Origin of the sequence: Enterobacter sp. Lyrl_3 (genome assembly GCF_051948675.1) — a bacterium.
In the GTDB taxonomy this organism is placed as follows: domain Bacteria; phylum Pseudomonadota; class Gammaproteobacteria; order Enterobacterales; family Enterobacteriaceae; genus Enterobacter; species Enterobacter cloacae.
This window is the reverse complement of sequence record NZ_JAYJLI010000022.1, coordinates 1-25,861: the sequence shown is the minus strand read 5'-3', so window position 1 is coordinate 25,861 and position 25,861 is coordinate 1. Positions and strand designations below refer to the sequence as shown.

17 protein-coding genes are annotated in these 25,861 nt (G+C 56.3%); 4 read left to right on the top strand and 13 right to left on the bottom strand.

What is annotated here, in order from left to right:
* Positions 1–85: 85 nt before the first annotated feature.
* Positions 86–2,128, bottom strand: a complete 2,043-nt coding sequence (locus VF709_RS22710) for an AsmA family protein (RefSeq protein ID WP_187170901.1) — start codon at positions 2,126–2,128, stop codon at positions 86–88.
* 66 nt (positions 2,129–2,194) lie between these two features.
* Positions 2,195–2,968 (bottom strand): cyclic-guanylate-specific phosphodiesterase, encoded by a 774-nt coding sequence (gene pdeH / locus VF709_RS22705; RefSeq protein ID WP_013099209.1) that lies wholly within the window; start codon positions 2,966–2,968, stop codon positions 2,195–2,197.
* A 229-nt stretch (positions 2,969–3,197) separates the two neighbouring features.
* Here pdeH and VF709_RS22700 point away from each other — a divergent pair, with 229 nt between their 5' ends.
* The gene (locus VF709_RS22700) at positions 3,198–4,127 is read left to right on the top strand and encodes a sugar kinase (RefSeq protein ID WP_013099211.1); all 930 of its coding nucleotides are present in this window, start codon (positions 3,198–3,200) and stop codon (positions 4,125–4,127) included.
* Positions 4,128–4,189: 62 nt separating this feature from the next.
* Here VF709_RS22700 and VF709_RS22695 read toward each other — a convergent pair whose 3' ends face one another.
* From VF709_RS22695 to bcsR, 9 genes are all read right to left on the bottom strand, one after another.
* Positions 4,190–5,683 (bottom strand): M16 family metallopeptidase, encoded by a 1,494-nt coding sequence (locus VF709_RS22695; RefSeq protein ID WP_013099212.1) that lies wholly within the window; start codon positions 5,681–5,683, stop codon positions 4,190–4,192.
* A 226-nt stretch (positions 5,684–5,909) separates the two neighbouring features.
* Entirely contained in the window at positions 5,910–7,196 is a 1,287-nt protein-coding gene (locus VF709_RS22690) for a dicarboxylate/amino acid:cation symporter (RefSeq protein ID WP_013099213.1), read from the bottom strand.
* A 159-nt stretch (positions 7,197–7,355) separates the two neighbouring features.
* Positions 7,356–9,362, bottom strand: coding sequence for a biofilm formation regulator HmsP (gene hmsP / locus VF709_RS22685; protein WP_149897017.1), 2,007 nt, complete (start codon positions 9,360–9,362; stop codon positions 7,356–7,358).
* A gap of 119 nt (positions 9,363–9,481) precedes the next feature.
* Positions 9,482–12,964 (bottom strand): cellulose synthase complex outer membrane protein BcsC, encoded by a 3,483-nt coding sequence (gene bcsC, locus VF709_RS22680; RefSeq protein ID WP_440232350.1) that lies wholly within the window; start codon positions 12,962–12,964, stop codon positions 9,482–9,484.
* Complete coding sequence (gene bcsZ / locus VF709_RS22675; protein WP_149897023.1) at positions 12,946–14,049, bottom strand: cellulose synthase complex periplasmic endoglucanase BcsZ; 1,104 nt, start codon at positions 14,047–14,049, stop codon at positions 12,946–12,948. The genes bcsC and bcsZ overlap by 19 nt, the downstream gene beginning before the upstream one ends.
* Positions 14,050–14,055: 6 nt before the next feature.
* Positions 14,056–16,479: a cellulose biosynthesis cyclic di-GMP-binding regulatory protein BcsB gene (bcsB, locus tag VF709_RS22670; RefSeq protein ID WP_061772727.1), complete on the bottom strand. Its 2,424-nt coding sequence runs from the start codon at positions 16,477–16,479 to the stop codon at positions 14,056–14,058.
* A 10-nt stretch (positions 16,480–16,489) separates the two neighbouring features.
* Positions 16,490–19,105, bottom strand: coding sequence for a UDP-forming cellulose synthase catalytic subunit (gene bcsA, locus VF709_RS22665; RefSeq protein ID WP_029883686.1), 2,616 nt, complete (start codon positions 19,103–19,105; stop codon positions 16,490–16,492).
* Positions 19,102–19,854, bottom strand: a complete 753-nt coding sequence (bcsQ, locus tag VF709_RS22660) for a cellulose biosynthesis protein BcsQ (RefSeq protein ID WP_013099219.1) — start codon at positions 19,852–19,854, stop codon at positions 19,102–19,104. The genes bcsA and bcsQ overlap by 4 nt, the downstream gene beginning before the upstream one ends.
* A gap of 11 nt (positions 19,855–19,865) precedes the next feature.
* The gene (gene bcsR / locus VF709_RS22655; protein WP_013099220.1) at positions 19,866–20,054 is read right to left on the bottom strand and encodes a cellulose biosynthesis protein BcsR; all 189 of its coding nucleotides are present in this window, start codon (positions 20,052–20,054) and stop codon (positions 19,866–19,868) included.
* A 173-nt stretch (positions 20,055–20,227) separates the two neighbouring features.
* Between bcsR and bcsE the strand changes: the two genes are divergently transcribed.
* Genes bcsE through bcsG form a run of 3 tightly spaced genes read left to right on the top strand, consistent with a single transcriptional unit; the run spans position 20,228 to position 23,653 of the window.
* Positions 20,228–21,790 carry a cellulose biosynthesis c-di-GMP-binding protein BcsE gene (gene bcsE, locus VF709_RS22650; protein ID WP_129327465.1) on the top strand — a complete coding sequence of 521 codons (1,563 nt, stop codon included), beginning with the start codon at positions 20,228–20,230 and terminating at the stop codon, positions 21,788–21,790.
* A complete protein-coding gene (gene bcsF / locus VF709_RS22645) occupies positions 21,784–21,981 on the top strand; it encodes a cellulose biosynthesis protein BcsF (protein WP_028027931.1) in 198 nt (65 codons plus the stop codon). The genes bcsE and bcsF overlap by 7 nt, the downstream gene beginning before the upstream one ends.
* Positions 21,974–23,653: a cellulose biosynthesis protein BcsG gene (gene bcsG / locus VF709_RS22640; protein WP_013099223.1), complete on the top strand. Its 1,680-nt coding sequence runs from the start codon at positions 21,974–21,976 to the stop codon at positions 23,651–23,653. The genes bcsF and bcsG overlap by 8 nt, the downstream gene beginning before the upstream one ends.
* A gap of 101 nt (positions 23,654–23,754) precedes the next feature.
* On the opposite strand, the gene birA is transcribed toward bcsG, so the two are convergent.
* Together birA and murB are read right to left on the bottom strand one after the other, a co-directional pair.
* Positions 23,755–24,717: a bifunctional biotin--[acetyl-CoA-carboxylase] ligase/biotin operon repressor BirA gene (gene birA, locus VF709_RS22635; RefSeq protein WP_440232349.1), complete on the bottom strand. Its 963-nt coding sequence runs from the start codon at positions 24,715–24,717 to the stop codon at positions 23,755–23,757.
* Positions 24,714–25,742 (bottom strand): UDP-N-acetylmuramate dehydrogenase, encoded by a 1,029-nt coding sequence (gene murB / locus VF709_RS22630; protein WP_038420787.1) that lies wholly within the window; start codon positions 25,740–25,742, stop codon positions 24,714–24,716. The genes birA and murB overlap by 4 nt, the downstream gene beginning before the upstream one ends.
* Positions 25,743–25,861 lie beyond the last annotated feature (119 nt).

Genomic DNA, 25,861 nt, shown 5'->3' with positions numbered 1-25,861 from the left:
CGGGTGGCGCTGCGCTTACCCGGCCTACATTTGAATCGTAGGCCGGGTAAGGCGTAGCCGCCACCCGGCAACAACAGACCGCACCTTACCTCTTCATCTGTGACAAAATCGTCCGGCACTGATTGGCTTCCCCTTCTGATGGCGAAATCAACGCCAGCAGCGCCGCGGCTGGCGTGACCAGCGTTGCGAGCGCTGCCGCCACCGCACCGCGTGCAATCAGCGGCCCGGGTTTTACCCCCGCCTGCGGATTTTTGAAGGTGCCGCGCACGTAGAGCGGCGAGCGCAGGGTGATGATACGGATCCCTTTGCTTTCCGGGTCGATGGTTAAATCAAGCTGCTCAGAGGCCATGCTGGCGGTTCCGGTCACGTTGATTACCGCGTTTTCCGTGTCGAAGGCAAAAATCTGCGGCCGCGCCACGCCGTTAACCAGATCCAGATTCGCCGCCGCGCAGTTCACCCGCACCTCATCATCACCAAAGATCTGCCCGATGATGTAGTTCCCGACGTTCAGCCCCAGGATCTCCATCAGGTTGCGGCTCACCAGCCCGTCGTTCATCAGTAGCTTGAGGTTGCCGTTACTGCTCCCGAGCAGCGCTGCCACGGAGTTCCCCACCCCGCGAATGTCCGCGTCACCGTTCATTTCACCGAGGGTTTTCTGCATCAGCTCCACGTTGGGCATCAGCTCTTTCAGCTTAAGCCTGCGCGCCTGTATATCAGCCCGACCCTGCATCGGCTTTTTATCGCCTTCCAGATGAATGTTCGAGGAGATGGTTCCGCCCGCCATGCCAAACTTCAGCGGCTGCAGACGCAGGTCGGCATTTTTAAGCAGAATATGGGTTGAGAGGTTGCTGATCGGCAGCGTGCTGCCGTGCTCGATTTTTCGCCCTTTGAAGCGCACATCCGCATCCATTACATCCCACTTGTCGGTTTCAAAGCGATCGTAGGGCAGCACTTTCCCCGCGGGCTGAAGGTCTTTTTTGACCTCTTTCGACTTCGTGCCTTTGCCGGAATCGACGCCGATCAGAGGGCCCAAATCGGCAAGCCTCAGCTGGCGGGACTCCACATCCCCTTCCAGTTTCGGACGCGGTTTGCCGGTGGTGTAGGTCAGCGTACCGTGGATATCGCTGTCGCCGATACGGCCGTTGAAATCCCGATAGTCAAAGACAGACGATTTTTCCGTATCGAGTTTGGCCACCAGATGCCCGTCCGTCTCAAACGGCGGCGTATCCGGCAGCAGCACGCCGGTGAGTTCGTAGAGCTCCCCCAGCGAATCTCCGGCGAACTTCAGCCGCAGATCGACCCCGCCCATGTTCATTGGATCGTTGACCGTGCCGGTAAAGGCGACTCGCGTGTTGCCGGAGCGGAAGTCCGCCTGCACCGGGAACGGGGTACCTGCGCTTCGCAGCGCCAGCATGCCGCCAATTTTACCGGTGCCGGTCAGTGGCTGTCCGTTGTAGCGCCCGGTGGCCCGCAGGCCGAAAACGTAATCGCCCGCCCTGGCGTTATCCCCTTTCGCTTTGGTGCCGGTCACTTCACTGAACGGCAGCGGCTTACCCAGCGGATCGACCAGGATCTCCACGTCGGCCTTGCTGACTTTATCGTCGATGGCGATCCGCCCGCGATCGAACAGAATGTTATCGAGACGGAATGACCACGAAGAGGGCTGGGCATTGGGATCTTTCTCGCCGCTGCTGGCGAGGTTAAAGGTCCAGTTATTGTTTTTTTCCGAGAGACGGATCAGGCGTGCATCGGGCTGCTGAAGCTTGATCCACGGCAGGTAGACGGTTTTTGTCAGAAGCGCTAACGGCGCCAGCGTGGCTTCAACCCGCGGAAGATGCACCATGGTGACGGCAGGAATATCCGGCGGATTGCCCAGAACGATGTCGTCGGCGTGAACGTGCGGCCAGGGGATCCAGCTTCGCCAGCCGGTCTCTTCTTTCTGACGCTCCCAGACCACGCCCAAATCACCGCGTATCGCGAAGGGGCGGTTCAGTTCAGTTGAGACTTTCTGGTTGATGGTCGGCTTAAGACGGTTCCAGTCGAATGTCGCAATAACGATGATAGCGACCACGATCAACAACAAGAAAATCCCTGCTGTCCAGGAGATTACCCTGGTTGTTTTAGTCATTTTGATCCCCTTTTCCTGATGACCTGTCCTGTAAAACTATAGTCCAGACAAAGGGAAACGGGCGGTTCAGAGGTTGGTTATCACACCGTCGAGGGTATCCATGGGCACCGGACGTGAGAGGTAATAGCCTTGCGCGGCGGCGGCGGGTGAGTTTTGCACATCGCGCCACTCTTCCAGCGTTTCCACACCTTCCACAATGACGCCTTTGCAATAGCGGTTCATCAGCTGCAATAACAGCGTAAACAGATTCCGCCCTTCCGGGGTCTGGCGCAGCATAATGAACAGATCGCGGGCCACTTTGATGTAGTCGTAACGCACTTCGCTGAGGGCGGAGAAGTTCGCCATGCCGGTGCCAAAGTCATCCAGCCACAGGGGGCCAAATTCACACATCGAGGCAAAGGAGGATTCCTGCGGCAGGCGGACATGCTCTACCAGTTCAAAGCGCATCCACGGCAGGGTGGCGATAAGCTCCTGCAACTTCGCGTTCTGGCGCAGCGCCAGCAGGGTTGGGCCATCCACGTTGACCGAGGCCAGAATATCGTGCTGTTCGAAAAAGGCCTTTTTCGTTTCCAGCATGCGCAACTGCTCTTCCAGCACGTCCAGGCGCTGGCGCACGGCGACTTCGGCAAAATAGCGGTCCGGCGCGATACGCTGTGAAGGGTTAGAGGGGTGTGTAACGACCGTCAAAATTTCAATCGCCATCAGTCGACCGTCGGTACGATAGATCGGCTGGTAGGTATACACACGCTCACATTGCAGCCAGTAGCGATGCTCCTGCAAGTTCTCAATACTTGCCTCAGGCGTAGTGCTCAGCCGCTGGATAACCTGCTCTGACTTCATTTCAGATGTCCTGTTGTTGGGATGGCCTTTCTGGACTCGTCACTGGGTTATCGGCGCGATAATTGAGAACTTTATGTTCAATTCACCGGGAAAATGAAATTAAGATGACAGAAATGAACAGGAACACGCGCTGGTTCAAAAAAAATAATGGAACGATGTTTTAATATAGTTGACCTGATAATTCACACAGCGCACACTGCTTTTAAATACTCTGTTCAGGTTCATGATTATGTCCAAAAAAATTGCCGTTATTGGCGAATGCATGATTGAGCTGTCACAAAAAGGCGCGGACGTTAGCCGCGGTTTTGGTGGCGATACCTTAAACACCTCCGTGTATATTGCCCGTCAGGTGCCGCCGGAGGCCCTCACCGTGAACTACGTCACCGCACTGGGTACGGACAGTTTCAGCCAGCAAATGCTGGACGCCTGGCAGAGCGAACACATTGATACCTCGCTGATTCAGCGCATGGAAAACCGCCTGCCGGGTTTGTATTACATTGAAACCGATGATACCGGCGAGCGCACCTTCTACTACTGGCGAAACGAAGCCGCGGCCAAATACTGGCTGGAAAGCGACGACGCAGCCGCCATTTGCGAAACGCTGGCGACGTTTGATTATCTCTATCTGAGCGGGATTAGCCTCGCCATCTTAAGCCCGACCAGCCGTGAAAAGCTGCTGTCGCTGCTGCGCGAATGCCGCGCCAATGGCGGGAAGGTCATTTTTGATAACAACTACCGTCCTCGCCTGTGGGCCAGCCGTGAAGAGACGCAGCAGGTTTACCAGCAGATGCTGCAGTGCACCGACATCGCGTTCCTGACGCTCGACGACGAAGATGCCCTGTGGGGCGAGAAGCCTGTTGATGAGGTTATTGCGCGCACCCAGGCTGCTGGCGTGAGCGAAGTGGTGATTAAGCGCGGCGCGGCATCGTGCCTGGTGGCCGTAGCAGGTGAGGCGGTGATTGACGTCCCGGCGGTGAAACTGGCGAAGGACAAAGTGGTGGATACTACGGCGGCGGGTGATTCCTTCAGCGCGGGCTATCTGGCGGTGCGCCTGACGGGCGGCACGCCTGAAGCGGCTGCACAGCGCGGGCACCTGACGGCCAGCACGGTGATCCAGTATCGCGGGGCGATTATTCCGCGTGAGGCGATGCCTGCTTAAATAAGGTGCGGGCTGATGCCCTCACCCTGACCCTCTCCCACCGGGAGAGGGAATTTTTTGGATTACTGCCCCTGTGGAATATCCGTCGCGTCCTGATGCAGATCATCAGACGTTGCCGCCTGTGTAGGTTGCGGCGCGGCGGTCATGATTGAATCCCATGTCGCCTGCAGCTCCTTCATGTTGTATTCCGGCTCGCCTTTCGGCTGCAGAAGGACTAATCCCATATCCTGCGACAGCTGCTGACGTAAATCCTGATTTAACATATCGACGGTCAGCCCATTCAGGAAGTCCTGACGGAGCTTCTGGTACTGTTCCGGTGCGATGTCCACCACCTGATTCTGCAAGGAGCGAATACGCTGGCTGATCAGGATATCCGTATCGGCGCGGGCATAGGTGGCAAACAGCTTCTGCAGTTCCAGCTTTTTCTGCGCGACCAGCGCGTTGAACTCTTCTTCAGACAGGCCCTCTTTGCGCACTTTTGCCAGCTCTTTCGCCACCACGCCCAGATTGGCATTCAGCTTATCGCCAGGCGATTCGATATTAATGGCGCACTGGGCGCGCTGGAACAGCACCCGGCAGTCGAAGCCCAGCGCAATGTTCTTCACGCTGTTCTTACTGAGGCTCTGCTGAACGTGCCAGAACAACGCCTCACGCGTCAGATCCGCACGCCAGTAGCGCAGCAGCGCGGCGGATTCGCGGATAGGCTGCCAGGCGGTATCCCACATCATGGAGAGCCGGTCCTGACGCACGGCATCAGTGGAGATGCTGACTGGCTCCGTCCGCAGCGGGGAGAGCGTCGGGACAGGAGCAGGCGTTTCACGCTTGCCTTTCAGCTCGCCGAAGGCTTTGTTGATCTGCTCAACCACCGCGCGGCTATCCACATTCCCGACCACGATCAGCGTCATCGCGTCCGGGGTGTACCATTTCTGATAGAACGATTTTACCTGTTCGGCATCGACCGGCTGTTTCAGCGGCTCTGCCGGATCGTGCCCAAGCAGCGCTGAGCCTTTCAGGCGATAACGCCACCAGCCCTCTTTGGTATCCGCAGGCCAGGTCGCCACCATATCGCTGTTGCTCAGCGCATAGTTAACGGTTTCCGGCGTGATAGCCAGATTGCCAGTGGCATCGGAGAGATACGTAAGGGCTTCTTTGAGCAGATCGTTACGGTTATTCGGCAGGCTCAGGTTAAACATGGTGTAGTCATACGAGACGACGGCTGGCGGCAATGGACGCTTCGGATCAATGCCCTGCTGCCAGAGCGAACGCACCTGAACAGCCTGTAAACTGCCGCTCTGGGTGAGCGCCAGTCGGGGAATAAAATGGCTAAAGCCGGTCTGCTGGGTGCTTTCAGTGAGGGAGCCGGTATTCACAGACAGACGGATCTCAATACGATCGCTGGGACGCTGCGGCGTGGCTAACACCTGCCACTGAAAACCATTCGCCAGGGTCCCTTGTTGCCATGCCGGGTCTGGCTGGAGCGCATCTGCCTGCACATAACTGGCTGCTGCCATCATCAGCAAACCGCCGGTTAAGAGTCGAATTTTTGTGCCCTGCATGTGAACCCCTGATCAACATTCCTGGTTAAAAAGAGTGTCTCGCGACGCGCTTCACTCTAAAAGATGACGATGAAAACACGTCGATTAGACCGCGCGTTCGGCAAAACGTCACGGTGAGAAGTGCAATATACCCAAAAAAAATCTTGTCGAATTATGACAGGTACGAACAGTCATTATGCGCAGGAGCCCGCATTCCGACAAGGGAATGCGGGAATTTAGCGGGAAATCAGGAGGATAAACCCGGGTTTTTGCTATCAGAAGAGCGATTATTCAGCGTATCGTCGAGCTTTTTGTGATCCAGCTCTTTAACCCATTTTGCCACCACAACCGTGGCCACGCCGTTACCCACCAGGTTGGTTAACGCACGCGCTTCAGACATAAAGCGGTCAATACCGAGAATCAACGCCAGACCGGCCACCGGCAGATGTCCCACAGCGGAAATGGTCGCCGCCAGCACGATAAAGCCACTGCCCGTTACGCCCGCAGCCCCTTTCGACGAGAGCAGCAGCACCACCAGCAGGGTGATCTGATGGAAGATATCCATATGGCTATTGGTTGCCTGTGCAATAAACACTGCCGCCATGGTCAGGTATATCGAGGTACCGTCGAGGTTAAAGGAGTACCCTGTCGGGATCACCAGCCCCACCACCGATTTACGACAACCCAGCTTCTCCATCTTATCGAGCATGCGCGGCAGCGCCGACTCAGAGGAGGAGGTTCCCAGCACAATCAGCAGCTCTTCGCGGATATAGCGGATAAATTTGAAGATGCTGAAACCGGCCGCGCGGGCAATCGAACCCAGCACCACCACCACAAACAGAATACAGGTGATATAGAAGCAGATAATCAGCTGGCCGAGCTGTACCAGCGTGCCGACGCCGTATTTACCGATGGTGAACGCCATTGCCCCGAAGGCACCAATCGGCGCCAGGCGCATGATCATATTGATGATGCCGAAGATGACCTGCGAGAAGCTTTCAATGACGTTAAAGATCAGCTGGCCTTTGCTGCCCAGACGATGCAGGGCAAAACCAAACATGACGGCGAACAGCAGCACCTGCAGAATGTTTCCGCTGGCAAACGCCCCGATCACACTGCCGGGAATGACGTCCAGCAGGAAGGCGACCACGCCCTGATCTTTCGCCTGCTCAGCGTAAACCGCCACCGCTTTGGCATCCAGCGTCGACGGGTCGACGTTCATGCCAGCGCCAGGCTGCACCACGTTAACAATGATCAGACCGATAATCAGTGCCAGGGTGCTGACCACTTCGAAGTAAAGCAGCGCCACTGCACCGGTACGCCCTACCGCCTTCATGCTTTCCATGCCAGCGATACCGGTCACCACCGTACAGAAGATCACCGGGGCGATGACCATTTTAATGAGCTTAACGAACGCGTCGCCAAGCGGTTTCATTTGCGCACCCAGTTCCGGGTAGTAGTGACCCAGTAAAATACCGATTGCGATGGCTGTCAGGACCTGGAAATAAAGACTTTTGAAGAGTGAGGTTTTCATAGAATGTCCTTGGGAAGAAAAACCACAGGCTTTGTAAGGTTATGGTTAACCTGCGGCTCTAAAATAACACCCGTATAACAGGACAGAAATAAACTCAGTTCAAATTTGAAACACAAATGTTAAGAACTTTGAGCTGGCTCGCACAAGCCAGCAACAAAATTACACTTTTGCGTTATTGCCAGCGCCGGAAAGGTACCGTTGTTCAAAGACATCCGACGGGACGGCACGGGCAAACAGGAAGCCCTGGCCTTTCCCGACACCCGCCTCAGCCAGCCAGCGGCGCTGCGCTTCCGTTTCGATACCCTCAGCAATCAGATTCAGGTTGAGACTACGCGCCATCTGAATAATGGCCTGCACCATGCTGCTGTCTTCCGGCAGCCCATCGACAAACGCTTTGTCGATTTTCAGGACATCCACCGGCAGCGTTTTCATGTGCTGAAGCTGACGCAGTCCGGCATAGCCCATGCCAAAATCATCCAGCGCGATGCGGATACCGGCGTTGCGCAGCGGTTTGAGGATCGCGACCGCCTCATTCGGGTCGTCAATACGGCGGCTTTCCGTCACTTCCAGAATCAGCGTATCCGGCTGGATCCGGTAGCGATTGATGAGCTCCAGCATCTCCGAGACCATAGTGGGATGCATCAACTGCAGGGCAGAGAGATTGACCGACAGCGGCAGGTTGACACCACGCTCCTGCCAGGCGGCAAGCTGGCGGCATGACTCCTCAAGCACCCAGTAGCCCACCGTGACCATCAGACCACAGGACTCAATACGTTCGATTAACCCTTCCGGCAGCTCCCAGCTGCCATCCGGCTGCTGCACGCGCAACAGCGCTTCCGCGCTTTCCACTTCACCCGTCAGCAAATTGACCTGCGGCTGGAGCCAGAGGGCAAAATGGTGGTTATCCAGCGCGGTGAGGATGTCGCTCTCTTCCGTAAGACGCTGCTGCGCCTTTTCCATCTGATCCGGGTCGAAGAACTGGATCTGGTTTTTCCCTTTGCGACGGGCGGTGAATGCCGCCGAGAAGGCGCGACGATAGAGCTGCTCTGCGGTCAGATCGCCATAGAACATGGCAATCCCGATACTGGCGCTGGGGCGAAGCTGAATACCCTGAATGGGCAGCCGCTCATTAATGACAGTGAGTACTTGCTGACCTAACGTGATCGCATGCCACGGCTCTTTCACGCCGTTCGCAATCACCACCAGGTCATAACCGCTGACCTGAGTCAGCACCATACGTGGAGCAAGTACCGATTTAACCTTTTCGACCAGCGTCAGCAACAGCATTTCACGCTGGCTCTCCTTGAGCACCCCAGCGGTATCCTGCAGGGTTTCACAGGCGATGACCATCAGCGCCGTGGTCTGCTGGCGCGCCACGGTCTGCTCCAGCATCGCCATCAGGAACGCTTTATTAGGCAGCTCCGACACCGGGAAACGGGTGGCGCTACTGTTCAGTTCATCCTGCTGACGCTGAATGCGCTGCTGGTTGAGGTTGTAGCTGCGCACCAGCATGCCAATCTCATCGTCATGATGCAGGCGGGGCAGCTCAAGCTGATGACCCATCTGCTCCTGGGGAGAAAGCGCGTTCAGCTCCCGGGCGATACGCCGCAGCGGGTGGACAATCAGCCGGTTAATGCACCAGGTCAGCGCCACGCTCAGTATCAGCGTCATAAGTAAGCAAGTGGTCACTAACGTAATAAACCAGCTCATGACGAATTTATACATGCGGTACGAGTCCGCCTGCAGAACAAGATAGGCCAGCGGCTGCGGATTCGCAGGGCGTTCAAGCGAGTAGATGGGAAGCGAAATTTGTACCGGCAGTTCAAACAGGCGCATCACCATCATCGGGACGGGACGTTCCGGGATAAAACTCATCCGCAACGCCTGGAACTGGTTCGGCAGCACCACGTCTGCGCGGCTGACGACGCCCGCAGGCTGAATACGTTTTAAAATGGTTTCCGCTTCGGGAATATCGCCTTTCAGAATAGAAGCCGAAAGCGGGCCACGCACCGAGCGGGCAATACCTTCTAATTGCGAAGCCGTGTTATAGCGATTCTGCTGCACGGAATGAAACAGCAAAATGACGCAAAATAGCAGTACAAACAGCAAGGTGACAGCAGAAACCATCGCCATCTGTTTGATCGTTAAGGAACGGCTGACACGCAAAATGACTCTCCACAGAACTCGAAGCGCAGGGCGCACCAGGGTGTAAACCTGGCGCGCCTGAGTATACCCGATCGCCGCACTTTTAAGAGAGACTTACAAATGGATTAAGTAAAATCCGATTACCAGTCCGCGTAGGGAATGAGCGGCTGTGGCGGTAAGTCCATATCACCCTGCCAGCCTGCGGCGGAGTAGCGTACATAGAGCAGCGCATGGCTTGGGGTATAGTCTTTCGCTTCCTGAATATCCACGCCAAGACCCACAAACCAGTTGGACGTGACCCGGCGCTCGACAATGGCCCGCGCGGTATAACCGGTGCCTGAGGAGCTGCTGCCGGTTTCCATCGCCCCCCTGTCGGTGTAACGGCCTGGCTCATCGACGGGAATGAGTCCCTGAAGGGGATAGCGCAGCACATCGTTGGTTTTTGAGTGAGACCATGAGACAGACCCGCCCAGCTCCCAGGACCAGTTCTCCGTGCGTTTACGCCAGGTGACCGGCAGCGCAAAGGAGACATATTCCTGCGGGCTATAATAGCCGCCCTGACCCAGGGTATAGCCGCTCAGATCTTTATCGTAGTGCCAGAGCATGTTAGAGACACCGACAGTCAGGCGCTCGTTGTTTTTATTAATCAGCTTGTAGTAGTAACCGGTCATCCAGCGGACGCGCCAGTTATCCTCTACATTTTTCCCGGTCAGCGATTCCGCGTTCAGGCTTGACCAGATGCCGTTCGCCTCGCCTTTATCGTAGCTGATGCTCACGCCACCGCCGGTGGCGCGCACGCCGCCCCAGGTGGTGCCGGTATTGGTGTCTTTTTGCCCGGCAAAGGCCAGCAGAGAGCTGGAGATCGGGCGACGGTGGGCGTTAATGGTGTAGCCGATAGGACCGAGATCGTTGCTATAGCTCACCCCGCCGACCACATCCACCACGTCAAAGCCCATTGGCGTGGTGCCGATATCCCATGCCCAGGTTTTATTCTGCCAGCCCACGGCCACGCTTGCGCCGTTTGACGTCTGACTGGTGTTGCCGCGACATGGCGTTTCGGCACAGGTCCCCCATTTGGGATCGTAGGTGCCGTTGTTGGTGGCAAACGAACCGGCATCCATATTGACCAGATCGCTGCGGAAGAACATCCGTCCATCAGAGAGCGGCGCATCCACCTGCAGCATGGTGGTGTGGGCTTTCAGGTCGGAGTAGCCGCCGGTACCGCTGGAGCCCCAGTAGTCGTGCTGCAGCGTAACGTTAACATCCTGCTGGCGATACAAATCACCGGCATCGCTACGCACGCCGCGCTTCAGCCAGTCATCTTTTTCGTCGTTACGCGTCAGGCGCGTAAAGGTGTCATTGTCTGCCGGACGGGTGGTGGTGATACCAGAGGAGACCATGGCATCTTTATAGGTTTCCAGCGCCTGCTGAGGCTGGCCATTTTGCGTCTGAAAACGTGCCGCATCACGCAGCACCAGCGCGTTTTCCATTGATGCAGGCTGTGATTTTGCCTGCGGAATGATGCTGTTGAACGTCTTTTCTGCCGCAGCAGAATCACCCAGCCCCGCCTGCGCCATCGCGATGCGGCGCTGCATGTTGAGCGACAACGGCTGGCCATTTTGCGTCGCAGGCAGTTTCGCCAGTTCGGCACGCGCTGCGTCTTTGTCGCCCTGCGCACTGTAGATTTCGGTCAGGCCGAGGATCGCATCTTCGTTTTGTGGCTCGCGCTGCAACACGCCGCTGTATGCCGTTTTTGCTGCACTGAGATCGCCCCGCTGCTGCGCCCAGTCCGCCAGGGTTAAATCGATACGGGTAGAAGCAGGTTGCTGACGAAGAAGATTTTCCGCCTCCTGCTCTTTGCCGCTGTCACGCAGGCGATTGGCGGTTTCGAGCACCTGATTACTTTGCAGGCGGTCGGCAAGCTCCTGAATATTGCCGTTCCACTGGCTGCGCGGCAGCGTCTCCAGATGGGCCAGCGCGGCACGATCCTGGTCATTACCGGAAAGATAGAGCCCGTTGGCATACACCTGATCCGGGTCGGTCGGTTTCTGGCTGGCAAGCTGACGCATCAGGGTATCTGCCTGACTGCGCTGGCCTGCGCTGTAGAGATCGCGCGACAGGCGATAGGTGATCCATACGTCGCCTGGAGAGAGCGCCAGACGACGACGCTGAACCTCGGCGGCCTGGGCGTATTTGCCCTGGTCCTCCAGCTGCTCGGCCTGGGCGGAGAGCTGTTCGTTGGTCAGGCTACGTTCAATATCATCAATGCTGCGACGCTGGCTGGCGGAGAGCGACTGGATAAACTGCGAGGCTTTCTCCGGTGACTGTGCGCGATAAATATTGGCCAGTCCGCGGACCGCGTTACTGTTGCCGCTGTCCATGCGTAATGCCTGGCGATAATAGCGCTCGGCGGCGTCGTTATCTTTACGTGCCGCTGCGGCATCACCCAGCCCCAGCACCGCATAACTGTCGCTATTGTCGATAGTGCGCGCCTGTTGATAATAGCGCTCCGCCTGTGCCGGGTTATTCGCTTTCAGCGCCGCATCCCCCTGCTGGATCAGCAGCCAGTAACGGTTCACCTTCAGCAAGCTGTCCCATTTGCCGCGGTTATCGCTCTGCGGATCGAGGGCGATCGCCTTTTCAAACTGTGCCACCGCGCGAGCACGGTCGCCTTTCTGGGAGTATGCCTGGCCCAGCGCGCCAATGGCTTCGCTGTCGGCATGGTTTGCGCTGACCGCCTTTTGCAGTTCCGCCACCGCCTTATCACCCTGTCCGGCATCCACTGCCGCCAGGCCTTGCGCTTTCGCACGGAAAGTTGGATCGGCGAGCTGTTTTTGCTGCGCTTCAAGCTGTGAACGCGCGGCGGTTACGTTCTCACCGTCACTGAATACGCTCAGGTACTTTTGCAGCGCGGAGACGCTGGCACTGCTGACAGGCTGGTCTTTGATCTGCGCATACCACATATCCGACGCCTGGCTTCGGCCATTGCTGGATTTGGCCATCTCCTGCAGCACCGCAAAGCCTTCATCACGGCGCCCGGTCTGGAACAGCAGCTGGGCCAGCGTCGACTGCAGCTGCGTATTGCCGGGGCTGCTGCTGTTGATCTTTTTCAGTTGATTAATGGCCGCATTGCGGCGGGCAGGATCTTTCGCCACCACATTCCAGTATTCTGTTGCCACGTCGCCGCCCGGCGGTTTGCCGTCGAACAGCTTGTCATAGGCGGCAATCGCTTCCTGGGTATGGCCTGTCGTGGCGAGTAAGCGAGCCTGCTGTAACTGCTGGCGGCCATCCGGCGTGGAAAGCAGCATCGTGTTGCGCGAGGACTGGTACGCGCTGGAACCGGGGGCGATCCCTTTCAGTCTATCCAGCTCTTTTTGCGCGCCGGCGTTGTCGCCCTGACGAAGCAGATAGCGAAAACGTGCCGCAATAACGTCAGGGTTGTTCGGGTCGATCAGCTCAAGACGATAGAGCGACTGACGCACCAAATCTTCACGCTGCGTCGATTCCCCCAGGCGCACCTGCTCCAGCAGCTGTTGCTGCTGCGGAGAGTTGACGGCCTGAGCCAGCGGCATCAGCGCCAGGCCAAGCGATAAACTGAGTAGATTTACTGTGAACTTGCGCATTCCTGGCCCCAATCCGGTATTAATTCACCTTTTGTGGTGAAACGAAAACGATGCTGATCCCATCCTTGTCCAAAGAGAGTCAGTACATAACTGTAGTAAGCATTATTATCAGGAAAGTGGTCAGCCACGCGCTGGCGCTGGACGGCCTGCGCATCACGCTGTTGTAAAAAAGGCAGCATGGCGGCAGAGAAGCCGACCGGGCCATTGCCCGTGCGTGCTCCACTCACCACATTCACTTTTTCCGGTGGTACACCCTGTTTTGTTGTGGTGGCGGCCATCGGCCTGAAGCGCGCCAGCAGCCGGGCTTTTTGAGGATCGTTATCGTTCATCATCCCCACCCAGAGATAGACGCGGATGGCGTCATATCCCCCCACCAGCGGCGGCTCCTGCTGTAACCGCCAGCCTTTGTTTTTCTGGTATTGCACCCAGTCCGGCGAAAAACCTTTCGGCGCACTCTCCAGCAGCAAGCGCAGATTGGTCTCACGCAGGGTGGTCCACGGGGTGCCAAAACGCGTGAAGTAGCTTGCGAGCTGTGGAGGAAGATAGCTGGGATTAAAACGCCAGGCGTTCTCATCGACAAAGCCAACTTTACCAGGCAGCAGCATCAGACCGAGGCCAGGTACTTTCACCACTTCTTCGCGGGCGATACGCTCGAGTAGCGCCTTGCCCGTACGGGTATAGTCAGCGTCTTTCCATAACCGCCCCGCTTCAAGCAGGGACCAGGCGATCCAGATATCGGCATCCGAGGCGGAATTGGTATCGATAACCGCCCAGGTGTCTTTGTCTTTTTGCCCCCATAACCAGGCGGGGAGCGTGTCGTCGAGATGCCCCCCGGCAAGGTTATCCCGCGTCCATGCCAGCACCTTGTCGAACGCTTTACGGTCATTCGCGGCGAGGGCAAAGAACAGCGCGTAGCTTTGCCCTTCCGAGGTAGTGATTTTACGCGTGTCGCTGGGATCAATGACCCGCCCACCTTCGCTGATGTAATCCTGTTTAAATTTCTCCCAGGCAGGCCAGGTACAGGCGGCGCGCAGAGGCGCCGCTGCCAGCATCAACGCAATGACACACCAGCGAAAGACTTTCATCACATCTTACTCATGATCCGGATTCAGGCGACGACGGCTGATGATACGCAGCAGACGCCACAGCACCCAGGCCAGCAGCACCACGCTGACGGCGGCCAGGATAGCGAGCAGAATCGGATGGTTAGAGAGCGCATACCACAGACGTTCGAACCATGGCAGATGCCCCACATAGTACACATCGCCTACGCGCAGGCTGTTCACGCCCGACTCACGGATCACCGACACAGAGCCGAACATCGCGGCACGTTTACCGCTGTCGTTCATCGCACTGTTGAGCAGTTCGTAGCCACGCGGGCTGTCTGCGAGCAGGGCAATCACGCTACGCTGATCGTTATACGGTGACTGGAAGCCGACCACGGCCGCCATCGCCCCCTGAGACGTGACAGCCGTCTGCGCGCTGGCTTTACGATCGTTGATATCCGGCATGATGCTCGGGAACTCGGTCTGACGCAGCGGCGTGTTAACCCAGGACTGGGCTGCCTGAACCAGCAGATCGATACGCTTCTCATCCTTCAGCTTATCCGGGATGGAACCGATCACCATGATGTCCGCATCTTTGTTCTGAATTTGAGTGCCATCATCCGTCAGGGTAACGTTAATCGCCGGCAGGCCCGTTTGCGCGCCTACGGTCGCCATGGTGTCCAGCAGAGTCGTCACCTGCCCTTCATTTGGCGCTTTTGGCATCACAACAATGGATTCAGACAGGTCCGCCATACGGCTGAACGGGAAGCCCGCGTTAGCAAATGCCCGCAGATCCGGCATGGCGAGGAAGTGATAGTACTTCGAGAAGTCGATGGTCGATTCATCGCCAATCACGACGTGGTTCTGCACCGGCTGGAAGGTGATGCAGTTGTCCACCGAACCGCCCGGCATTGGATTCATGTACTGGAAATCAAAGCGCAGCTGGTTTACCGCCCCGAGCTTCAGCGCCGGGATGGAGACATCGGTTTTACCATCCAGCAGCCCCTGCAGTACCGGCAAACGCAGCAGCAGACGGTTCGTTTCCTGATTATTCATCAGATTAAACGACTGCAGGAACTGGTTATTCAGGCTGATATCCATGCGCGAACTGTCTTTGGTTGACGGCGCGGTGTAACGATAGTTGAGGTTCATATCGATACCGGTGGTGCGCAGCAGATACAGGTCCGGCGGCAGGTTCAGCGACAGGCTGACAGGAGACGGCTCAATCCCTGTCGACTGCAGCTGCTCTTCATAGGTTTTCAGCTCCCCGAAGGTGACGGCGCGGTCGGTACGTACCCAGTTTGGCGCGTCATAAGGTTTACGTGCCAGCAGCGGCTTGACCTCATCGACAACCACGCTGCTGCCGCGGAACAGGATATTCCCCTGCGCAATCGCTTTTGCCGCCTGCACCAGATCTTTCTCATCACGCCCGAAAACCACCAGCAGTTTCACATACGGGTTATCCGGGTGGCTTATCATCTCAATGGTCGGCGCTTTGACATCCGGGTGCTCACGCAGGAAAGCAGGACGCTTCGCGTTGGTCGCAAAGATGATGGCATTTCTGTCAGGGATCTTGTCATACATAACCGGGAAGTTCTGCCCGCGCCAGCCGGAACGGGAGCCGAACCAGGAGGCCACGATGGTCGCTGCCAGTTGCTCCGTGACGTCCGGTGAGGACGCAAAGACCATCGGCAGGTTTAACGGGCGATTATCACGCGGATCGAAGAACGGCACCGGGAACGCGGAGAGATCGTTTTTCAGCGCCAGCGACTGGTAGGTCATCTGCAGCGATGAGTTACGCCCGACATCCATCCACAGCGTGTTGCTGGCCGGGTTTTCGCAGACGTCACGGTAGTGGCCCACGAATTCCAGACGGATACGGTTAAAGTCGGTGATAAACAGCGGGTTGATCGGCACCTGAGCCAGGGTTTTCTTACCCAACTGCTCTTTGGTGACCGGCAGCACGTCCATCAGCTCGTCATTCAGGTAGACCTTCAGCTGAGACTGGGTCGGCAGCAGCGAAGGAGAAGGGGTATATTCCAGGTTCAGCACCGCCTTCGACACAACCTCATCGCTGCGCATACCAAACTCAACGCCGCCTTTAGGATTGACGCCGCGCAGCACCATGCTGCCCGGAGGCGGCGCAATCTGCGCAAAGGTGAGCTTCACGTCCCGCGACGGGGCATTCTCTGTGACAACAGGCGCATTAGCCCCCGGAACGCCCGGCATCACCTGCCCCACAACCTGCGCGTCGGCCGGCAGGGTATTTCCCGCTGTCGGCTGGTTGGGAACGAGATTTTCTGTTTGACCGGGCGCCGCGGTGACAACCGGTTCGGTCGCTTGCGACACCACAGGCACCGTTGGAGCTGGCGTGGCCGCGGCGTTATCAGGCGCTGCGTTAGCCATTGTTGCGGGGAGCGTACTCATCCCCATTGCCACTGCACATAACCAGGAAAGTTTTGTTTTCATCGCGTTATCATCATTGTTGAGCCATAACCGGGTCCGCCTGCTTCGCCTCATCCCGCTCAGGACGACGAGGAATGAACGACACGACCCAGGAAACCAGCGAAGTAAGTGACCGGAAAATTATTTTCACCGACGACGGGGCAAATTCTGCAAGGTGACGATAGCCACGGAACCCCAGCTTCAGAATATCCAGCAGGCTTTCCAGAGGCTTATCTTCCGGGAAGCTGTCCTGCCAGAGAGCCCACGTATCCGCGCGGGCAAACGTACACTGCACAAAATCAATATGTTGCTTCCTGGTCAGCGGCATCAGCTGCAGACCCACTTCATTGCCTGCCACACGCACAACCTGTGTCGGGAAGACATACTCCTGCTGGCCACGCTTAAGCAACAGGTTAACCTTCTGCCCTTCCAGCACCTTCGCCTGTCCGTTGATTTTGATACCCAGACCACCGTCGGAGAAGTCATGAACGGTACAGGAGAAGAGATGACCATCTTCACGGGCTATCGCCGCAGGCATGCTGATTTCAACACGATGCGCGCGACGTACCTGCTTGCTTTCCACCGACACCGCCACTGCGCCGCCAAGGATAATCAGGTTGTAAAATACCCATGCCATACTGACGAACACCGTCAGGATTTCGTTTTCCGGACCGTAGAAGTAGCGCCAGATACCGGCAATTACCCCCACAATGTTCAGCAGCACCAGGAAGATGTACGGACGGGAGATCACCCAGTCGACATACTCCTCTTCCACCAGGCCCCCCTTCGCGGTGACGTTAAACTTGCCTTTATGCGGGTTAATCAGCGCCACCATCGTTGGCGGCGCGATGTACCAGGCCAGCACCGTTTCGTAGATTTCACTCCAGAATGAGTGGCGATACTTGCCCTGAATCTTCGAGTTGGTCAGGCTCGCGTGGATCATGTGCGGCAGAACAAACAGCGCAATCATCAGCGCGGGCGCGTAGATGATATAGGCGTGAAGAAGCAGGAACGCCAGCGGCGCGGTCAGGAAGATCAGCCGCGGAATACCGGATAAGAAGTGGAACATGGCGTTGACGTAGCACAGACGTTGCGCCAGCTTGAGGCCTTTACCCAACAGCGGGTTATCAAGACGGAAAATCTGTACCATCCCGCGCGCCCAGCGAATACGCTGGCCGATATGCGCCGACAGGGATTCCGTCGCCAGACCGGCCGCCTGAGGGATACGCATATAGGCCGAGGTATAGCCGCGACGGTGCAGGCGTAGCGAGGTATGGGCATCTTCAGTGACCGTTTCAACCGCGATGCCGCCAATTTCATCCAGCGGTTTACGGCGGATAACCGCACAGGAACCGCAGAAGAAGGTCGCATCCCACATGTCGTTGCCGTCCTGCACCAGGCCATAGAACAGCGTGCCTTCGTTCGGGGTCTTACGGAAACGGCCGAGGTTACGTTCAAACGGATCCGGCGAGAAGAAATGGTGCGGCGTCTGCATCATCGCCAGCGCTTTCTCTTTCAGGAACCAGCCCATCGTCATCTGCAGGAACGAGCGCGTCGGCACGTGGTCGCAGTCAAAGATGGAGACAAACTCCCCTGTCGCATACTTCAGCGCGTTGTTGATGTTCCCGGCTTTGGCATGTTCGTGAGAGGTGCGGGCGATATACTCAACGCCCACCTCTTGCGCGAACTCACGGAACGCGGCCCGACCGCCGTCATCCAGGATCCAGATTTTGAGCTTATCTTTGGGCCAGTCGATACCCAGCGCGGCGTAAATGGTATTTTTCACCACGCTCAGATCTTCGTTATAGGTCGGCACAAAGAGATCGACAGTCGGCCACTGCGACGTATCTTTTGGCAGCGGAACCGGCTGGCGGTTGAGCGGCCAGATCACCTGGAAATAGCCCAACACCAGCACAATCCAGGCGTACGTTTCAGCAAACAGCAGCACCAGACCGCATACCAGACTAACCGGGTCATCCCAGTTCAGCGTTGAGGTATACCGCCACCAGATATAGCGGCAGGAGACGGTCAGTGATAACACAATCAACATCAGGGCGGAGAAGCGCCCCGGTATACGCCGCACCAGCAGCGCCACGCCCCACAGCAGGATCAGGAAAGTGAACTGCGCCAGCGGGTTAAAGGGTTGCGTGATACAGACCAGCGCCAGAATGAGCGAGAAGACAACTATCACGCCCAGAATAAAACGCCGTAAACCCGGGTGCAGATGCCCGAGTTCTTTATGGTTATCCAGATGGCTGGTCTTATCGCCCACGCGGTCAGGCAGCCTGTCCAGCCACTGATGATAGCGTTCGCGTAAAAGCTGGACCCGGCTGAAGCTGCGCCAGTGCGGCGTCTTTTTCTCCTGCCGCGGCGACGTAACCACCAGCCAGATGGCCTGAATGATGTACCGCGCCGGATCTAACGGCCGTGGACGGTCAGGATTAATGTGCGGATATAATTCACTGTGTCGCGCACGAATGCGCTGCCAGCGGGGGTGCTCGAGGGGGATGAACATCCAGGCCAGAATCATCCAGAAACAGCCGAACGCGGCGCTAAATGCCGAGGCACCATGCCGGCGATAATGCCGGTAATGGTCGCTTAAACGCGAACTGACCGGCGGGATGAGTAACCAGCTGGCGAGTCGACTCATACCGTACCCCTGGCAGGATCCGCCTCTTGGGCGAAGTGCAGCAGACACCAGTTCGCCAGCGTCAGGATCTCTTCTGCCGCCAGCGAATCGCTACGATACTCGCCAAGTGGCTGTTTGGAGGCGAGGCATTCCGCCATCCCCTCATCACGATGGATCACAATCGGCAGCAGGCGACGCTGGCTTTGCAGCCAGACCTGATACAGATCGTCCTGGATCTGGCTGCCAATGCGTAAATCGTTAATCAGGATATGGCTATTCTGGGGCAATCCCTGCTGATGTAGACGGATATGGCAATTAGCATCGACGTTCACAATGGAGAGCACGTGGTCGCACTGGGCAATCAGCTGTCGGGTCAGCGTGCCGGCACCGTGCGGCAGATCCAGCAGGATCCACTGATAATGGCCTTTTTCTTTGAGGCTCTGCAGCGCGAGTGTGAATTGCGAAAATAAACGCTGATAGGCGGCTTCATTCTCACGCTCTGTCGTGGTCAGTTGACCAAACGGCAGGAGATCGAGCTGAGAGGTGTAACGCAGACCCGCATCACGCCAGTCTTTATCATCAAGCAACGCGCGGGCCCAACCCTCTGTACGGGTAAAGTCGACGTTAAATGACATACGCAGCAAATTGTCGGCGCAGGCGTCAATCACCAGCACCGATTCACCTAAAAGCTGTAATGACCACGCCAGCGCCGCGGTAACGGATGTTGTACCCACTCCACCACGGACGCCCTGTAATCCGAGTATGGCCATCAATGGCTCCCTTATTGTTGTTGGGTAAATTCAGCTAATAACGGCCAACGTTTAATAGCCGCAGCCAACTGTTCCCGCTGGGAAATATCGGTGTAATCTATTTCAGGTAAAGAAAAGGCCTGCGTCAGCGCCAGAAAATCGTTTTGGAATGTGTAACCCAGGGTCGAATCGACTGGGGTTCCGGGTTCGTTATTATCCATTTTTTTCCATCCCTTTGAATATCGTTTTACTCTCTGAAGTCGCGAGGCTTCCTGCCCTGTGAAATTTCATTTACATGCTAAATCTGATGCTCTTTAATTTCAATGTTAGGTTTATTTCTACGCTTTCGCTAGTAAACTGATATACAGATAAATTAGACGAAAAGAGGGACACCGTGGACTCCATATTTTCTATTGGCATCCAGTCATTATGGGACGAATTGCGCCACATGCCAGTCGGAGGAGTCTGGTGGGTTAATTCGGATCGTAATGAAGATGCTATCAGTCTGGTAAACCAGACAATTGCCGCGCAGGGTAAGGACTCCCGGGTCGCTGTCATTAGTATGGGCGAAGACCCGAAGCAAATTATTACGCTTGAGCGAGACCGCGGTCCACAGACGGTACGCTTGTTTTCCATGCCGTCGGAAGCAGATAGTCTATACTATTTGTCCCGCGACATTCAGTGTTCCATCAATCCAGACCGCTTTTTATTGATTCTTAAATGTTCACATAACGCCCTGCAAAATATCCCGACGGAGAAACTGCTGCAGTGGCTGGAAAAAATCAATAAATGGGCAAAATTTCAAAATTGCACGCTATTGATAATCAATCCCGGCAGTAATAACGACAAGCTGTTTTCACTTTTAATGGCGGAGTATCGCTCGCTATTCGGCCTGGCGAGTCTGCGCGACCAGGCGGGCAGCTATCTCTACGATATTGCATTCTGGTGTAATGAAAAAGGCGTGAGCGCCAGACAGCAACTTACGCTTAAACATATTGACGGCGAGTGGCACCTTGCCCAGCAAGAAGAAACCGTGGTGCAACCGCGCAGCGATGAAAAACGGATCCTGAGCCATATTGCGGTACTGGAGGGGGCGCCCGCGCTGTCTGAAAACTGGTCCCTGTTTGAGTCCAATGAAGCGCTTTTTCATGAAGCCCGCACGACGCAGGCGGCAACCCTTGTTTTCTCGCTGATGCAGAACAATCAGATTGAAACGCTGGCACGACAAATTCATACCTTACGTCGTCAACGCGGCAGCGCGTTAAAAATTGTGGTACGCGAAAACAATACCAGCCTGCGTGCCACGGATGAGCGTCTGCTTTTGGGCTGTGGCGCAAACATGGTTATCCCGTGGAATGCCCCTCTGTCACGCTGCCTGACGCTTATCGAAAGTGTCCAGGGGCAGCAGTTCAACCGCCACGTACCGGAAGATATTTCCACGCTGCTTTCCATGACGCAGCCGATGAAACTGCGTGGTTATCAGAAATGGGATACCTTCTGCGATGCCGTTGGCAACATGATGAACAACACGCTGCTTCCTGCAGACGGGAAAGGGGTAATGGTTGCCCTGCGACCTGTACCGGGGATCCGCGTGGAACAGGCGCTCACCTTATGCCGCCCGAACCGTACCGGGGACATCATGACGATTGGCGACAACCGCCTGGTACTGTTTTTGTCTTTTTGTCGGGTAAACGATCTCGATACCGCGCTGAACCATATCTTCCCGCTGCCTACCGGGGATATTTTCTCAAACCGTATGATTTGGTTCGAAGACAATCTGATCAGCGCTGAGCTGGTGCAGATGCGTGCCCTCGCGCCAGAAAACTGGGTGAAACCGCTGCCTGTCACGAGCGATATCAAACCGATCCTCAATGCACGGCATGACGGCCATGTCTGGCGTCGGGTTCCGGAACCCCTTCGCTTATTAACTGAGAATGGGGAGAACGCACCATCATGAATATCAGCGATATCATTCAACTGGTTGTATTCTGTGCGCTGATCTTTTTCCCGCTTGGTTATTATGCACGCCATTCACTGCGCCGTATTCGCGATACGGCCAGAATGGCGTTTGGCAAACCTCGCTATGTCAAACCAGCCGGAACACTGACACGGGCAACACACGTCAAGGCAGACCGAAAACATGACTAACTCAACTTATACCGCTTCGTCACCATCGCCTCTGTGGCAATACTGGCGCGGCCTTTCCGGCTGGAACTTCTACTTTCTGGTGAAGTTTGGTCTGCTGTGGGCTGGCTATCTGAACTTCCATCCTCTGCTGAACCTGGTGTTTATGGCTTTCCTGCTGATGCCGCTGCCCAATATCAGGCTGCATCGCTTGCGTCACTGGGTTGCCATCCCGCTGGGTTTTGCGCTGTTCTGGCATGACACCTGGCTGCCGGGGCCGGACAGCATCATGAGTCAGGGTTCGCAGGTCGCCGGGTTTAGCGCCAGCTATATCCTCGACCTGACCGAGCGCTTTATTAACTGGCAGATGATTGGCGCGGTCTTTGTGTTGCTGGTTGCCTGGCTGTTTCTGTCACAGTGGATCCGCGTCACGGTGTTTGTCGTTGCCATTATGATTTGGCTGAACGTTCTGACGCTGGCTGGGCCAAGTTTTTCCCTGTGGCCTGCCGGTCAACCGACCAGCACGGTGACCACCACCGGAGGAAGCGCGGCAGCAACCGTTGCCACGGCTGGCGACACGCCGGTGGTGGGCGATATTCCAGCGCAGACCGCACCGCCGACCTCAACCAACCTGAATGCCTGGCTTTCCAGCTTCTACACCGCTGAAGATAAGCGTCAGACTAAATTCCCGGATGCACTCCCGGCAGATGCTCAGCCGTTTGAACTGCTGGTAATTAACATCTGCTCCCTCTCCTGGGCTGACGTTGATGCGGCTGGTTTAATGTCGCACCCGCTGTGGTCGCATTTCGATATCCAGTTTAAAGACTTTAACTCTGCCACCTCGTACAGCGGCCCGGCGGCCATCCGCCTGCTGCGAGCAAGCTGCGGCCAGCCATCGCACAAGAATTTGTATCAGCCCGCTGGCAACCAGTGTTATCTGTTCGATAACCTGGCGAAACTGGGCTTTACGCAGCATCTGATGCTGGGGCATAACGGTCAGTTCGGTAACTTCCTGAAAGAGGTACGTGAAGAAGGGGGTATGCAGGCACCGCTGATGGATCAAACCGGGCTGCCGGTCACGCTGCTGGGCTTCGACGGCTCGCCAGTCTATGACGATACCGCCGTGCTACAGCGCTGGTTGCAGACCATTGAAAAAGACAGCAATCCGCGCAGCGCCACGTTCTATAACACCCTGCCCCTTCACGACGGTAACCATTTCCCGGGCGTGAGCAAAACGGCGGATTACAAAGTGCGTGCGCAGAAGTTCTTTGATGAGCTGGATGCGTTCTTCACTGAGCTGGAAAAATCTGGCCGTAAAGTGATGGTGGTTGTCGTTCCGGAGCACGGTGGGGCGCTGAAAGGCGACAGAATGCAGGTGTCCGGCCTGCGCGATATTCCCAGCCCGTCCATTACCAACGTGCCGGCCGGGATTAAATTCTTTGGTATGAAGGCACCGCATCAGGGCGCACCGATTGAGATCACTCAGCCAGTCAGCTATCTGGCCATCTCTGAGCTCGTGGCCCGCGCGGTCGATGGTAAGCTGTTTGTGGAAGATAGCGTGAACTGGGATCAGCTCACCAGCAATCTGCCGCAAACCGCGGAAGTGTCAGAGAATGCGAATGCGGTTGTCATTCAGTACCAGAACAAACCGTACGTTCGCCTGAACGGCGGAGACTGGGTACCTTATCCGCAGTAAGTTCTACAGACCCTCTTCCCCTCGGGGAGAGGGAATTATTGTTCCGCGAGCCAGACGAGCATTTTCAGGCTCGCGGAATATCCTGTAGGGCGCATACTTATTTATTCAGCGCTGCGCAGGGAGATCTCACCGCCCACCCAGGGCTTGATGACGCCATCCTGCTCCAGAAGCAGAGCACCCTGTGCATCAATGCCGCGAGAGATACCGTAGATCTCCTTATCACCAATCAGCAGTTTCACCGGTCGGTTGATAAAGTTATCGAGTTTTTCCCAGCGAGACAGGAACGATGCCAGCCCTTCCTGTTCAAAGAGAGACAGGGAGGTACGCAGCTCTTTAATCATACGCACGGCAAGCGTGTTGCGATCGATGGTGATCCCCGCTTCCTGCAGGTTGGTCCACGCCTGATTCACCACATCGCTTTGCACATTTCGCATCACCATATTGAGACCGGCACCAATGACAATTTGCGCCGCATCGCCTGTTTTTCCCGTCAGTTCGACCAGAATACCGGCAAGCTTACGATCGTTCAGGTAAAGGTCGTTTGGCCATTTTACCCGTACTTTATCCGCGCCAAGTTCATGCAGAACTTCCGCCATAACGATACCAATCACCAGACTCAGACCCACTGCGGCGGCAGGCCCCTGCTCAAGACGCCAGTACATGGAAAGATAGAGGTTTGCGCCAAACGGCGAGAACCACTTACGCCCGCGACGGCCGCGCCCGGCCTGCTGGTACTCTGCAACGCAGGCATCCCCTGATTCCAGCTCGCCTATCCGCTCCAGCAGGTACTGGTTTGTCGAATCGATGACCGGCATTACGGCCACGTTACCCTGCCCTATCTGGCTGCGGATGAGTTCTTCATTCAGGAGCTGAATAGGCTCCGGCAGGCTGTAGCCTTTTCCGGGCACGGTGAAGACATCAACCCCCCAGTCGCGGAGGGTCTGAATATGTTTATTAATGGCAGCACGGCTCATGCCCAGTTGCTCGCCTAATTGCTCGCCAGAATGAAACTCACCGTCGGCAAGGATGCCAATCAGGGTTAACGGGATGGTATTGTCCTTCACGCGATAGCCTCCACAGCATTCACTTCACCCGTACGACCAATGAAGCGGACTTCCGGCTCCAGCCAGACGTTAAATTTCTCACCCACTTGCTGACGCACATGGTGCGCCAGTTGCACTACGTCGTCGCTGGTCGCATCGTGTTGATTGATCAGCACCAGTGCCTGCTGACGGTGAACCGCTGCGCCGCCCACGGCAGTACCTTTTAGCTGGCACTGATCGATAAGCCACCCTGCGGCCAGCTTCACGCTGCCATCCGCCTGCGGGTAATGCGGGGCAGTAGGCCATTCCGCCAGCAATGCTTTCGCATTTTCGCTGCTTATGACCGGGTTTTTGAAGAAACTGCCGGCATTTCCGTTTACTTTGGGATCGGGCAGCTTGGTCATGCGCATATGGCAAACCGAGTCAAACACATCGCGAGGGGTGACGGTTGCCGGATCGAGGCGCGTTAAATCACCATAGGTCAGCACCGGCTGCCAGGTTGTGGACAGACGCAGACCCACAGCGACAATGACGTAGCGATCCTGATATTCATGTTTGAAGATGCTGTCACGGTAGCCAAAACGGCACTGCTCTGCCGTTAAACGCTGAGCCGTACCGGTCGCCAGCTCAATGCAGTCGACATAGTCGCACACGTGTTTGAGTTCGATGCCATACGCACCGATATTTTGAATGGGCGATGATCCCGCACAGCCCGGGATGAGAGCCAGGTTTTCCAGTCCCGGCATCCCTTTTTCGAGGGTATATTGCACCAGTTGATGCCAGTTTTCGCCGGCACCTACGCGCAAACGCCAGCTATCGGCGCACTCTTCGGCCTCAATTCCCATGATGCGGTTAATAATGACCGTCCCGGCAAAATCATCGAGAAACAGGACATTGCTGCCTTCGCCCAGAATCAGTACGGGTTCGTTGTTTTCTGTTGCGCGTTGCCATGCATCCAGCAGTTGCTGGGCCGTATCGGCGCGTACAATGTGATTAGCATTCCGTTGAATACCAAAGGTATTCCAGGGCTTAAGGGAGTGGTTCATAGGCGCTATCCTGATGCAAAAACGCAGGTAGTTTACCGTATAAGCAGTACGTTGTGGGGGATTAGTTTGTGCAGCGCAGAAACGCAAAAAGGCCATCCTTTCGGATGGCCTCTTCACTT

What these genes read in the sequence shown, in the direction of transcription:
- bcsZ (WP_149897023.1), bottom strand. Translation starts at nt 14,049, where the DNA reads ATGAAAGTCTTTCGCTGGTGTGTCATTGCGTTGATGCTGGCAGCGGCG.
- bcsC (WP_440232350.1), bottom strand. Translation starts at nt 12,964, where the DNA reads ATGCGCAAGTTCACAGTAAATCTACTCAGTTTATCGCTTGGCCTGGCG.
- bcsA (WP_029883686.1), bottom strand. Translation starts at nt 19,105, where the DNA reads ATGAGTCGACTCGCCAGCTGGTTACTCATCCCGCCGGTCAGTTCGCGT.
- VF709_RS22690 (WP_013099213.1), bottom strand. Translation starts at nt 7,196, where the DNA reads ATGAAAACCTCACTCTTCAAAAGTCTTTATTTCCAGGTCCTGACAGCC.
- VF709_RS22710 (WP_187170901.1), bottom strand. Translation starts at nt 2,128, where the DNA reads ATGACTAAAACAACCAGGGTAATCTCCTGGACAGCAGGGATTTTCTTG.
- murB (WP_038420787.1), bottom strand. Translation starts at nt 25,742, where the DNA reads ATGAACCACTCCCTTAAGCCCTGGAATACCTTTGGTATTCAACGGAAT.
- pdeH (WP_013099209.1), bottom strand. Translation starts at nt 2,968, where the DNA reads ATGAAGTCAGAGCAGGTTATCCAGCGGCTGAGCACTACGCCTGAGGCA.
- VF709_RS22695 (WP_013099212.1), bottom strand. Translation starts at nt 5,683, where the DNA reads ATGCAGGGCACAAAAATTCGACTCTTAACCGGCGGTTTGCTGATGATG.
- bcsR (WP_013099220.1), bottom strand. Translation starts at nt 20,054, where the DNA reads ATGGATAATAACGAACCCGGAACCCCAGTCGATTCGACCCTGGGTTAC.
- bcsQ (WP_013099219.1), bottom strand. Translation starts at nt 19,854, where the DNA reads ATGGCCATACTCGGATTACAGGGCGTCCGTGGTGGAGTGGGTACAACA.
- bcsG (WP_013099223.1), top strand. Translation starts at nt 21,974, where the DNA reads ATGACTAACTCAACTTATACCGCTTCGTCACCATCGCCTCTGTGGCAA.
- VF709_RS22700 (WP_013099211.1), top strand. Translation starts at nt 3,198, where the DNA reads ATGTCCAAAAAAATTGCCGTTATTGGCGAATGCATGATTGAGCTGTCA.
- bcsB (WP_061772727.1), bottom strand. Translation starts at nt 16,479, where the DNA reads ATGAAAACAAAACTTTCCTGGTTATGTGCAGTGGCAATGGGGATGAGT.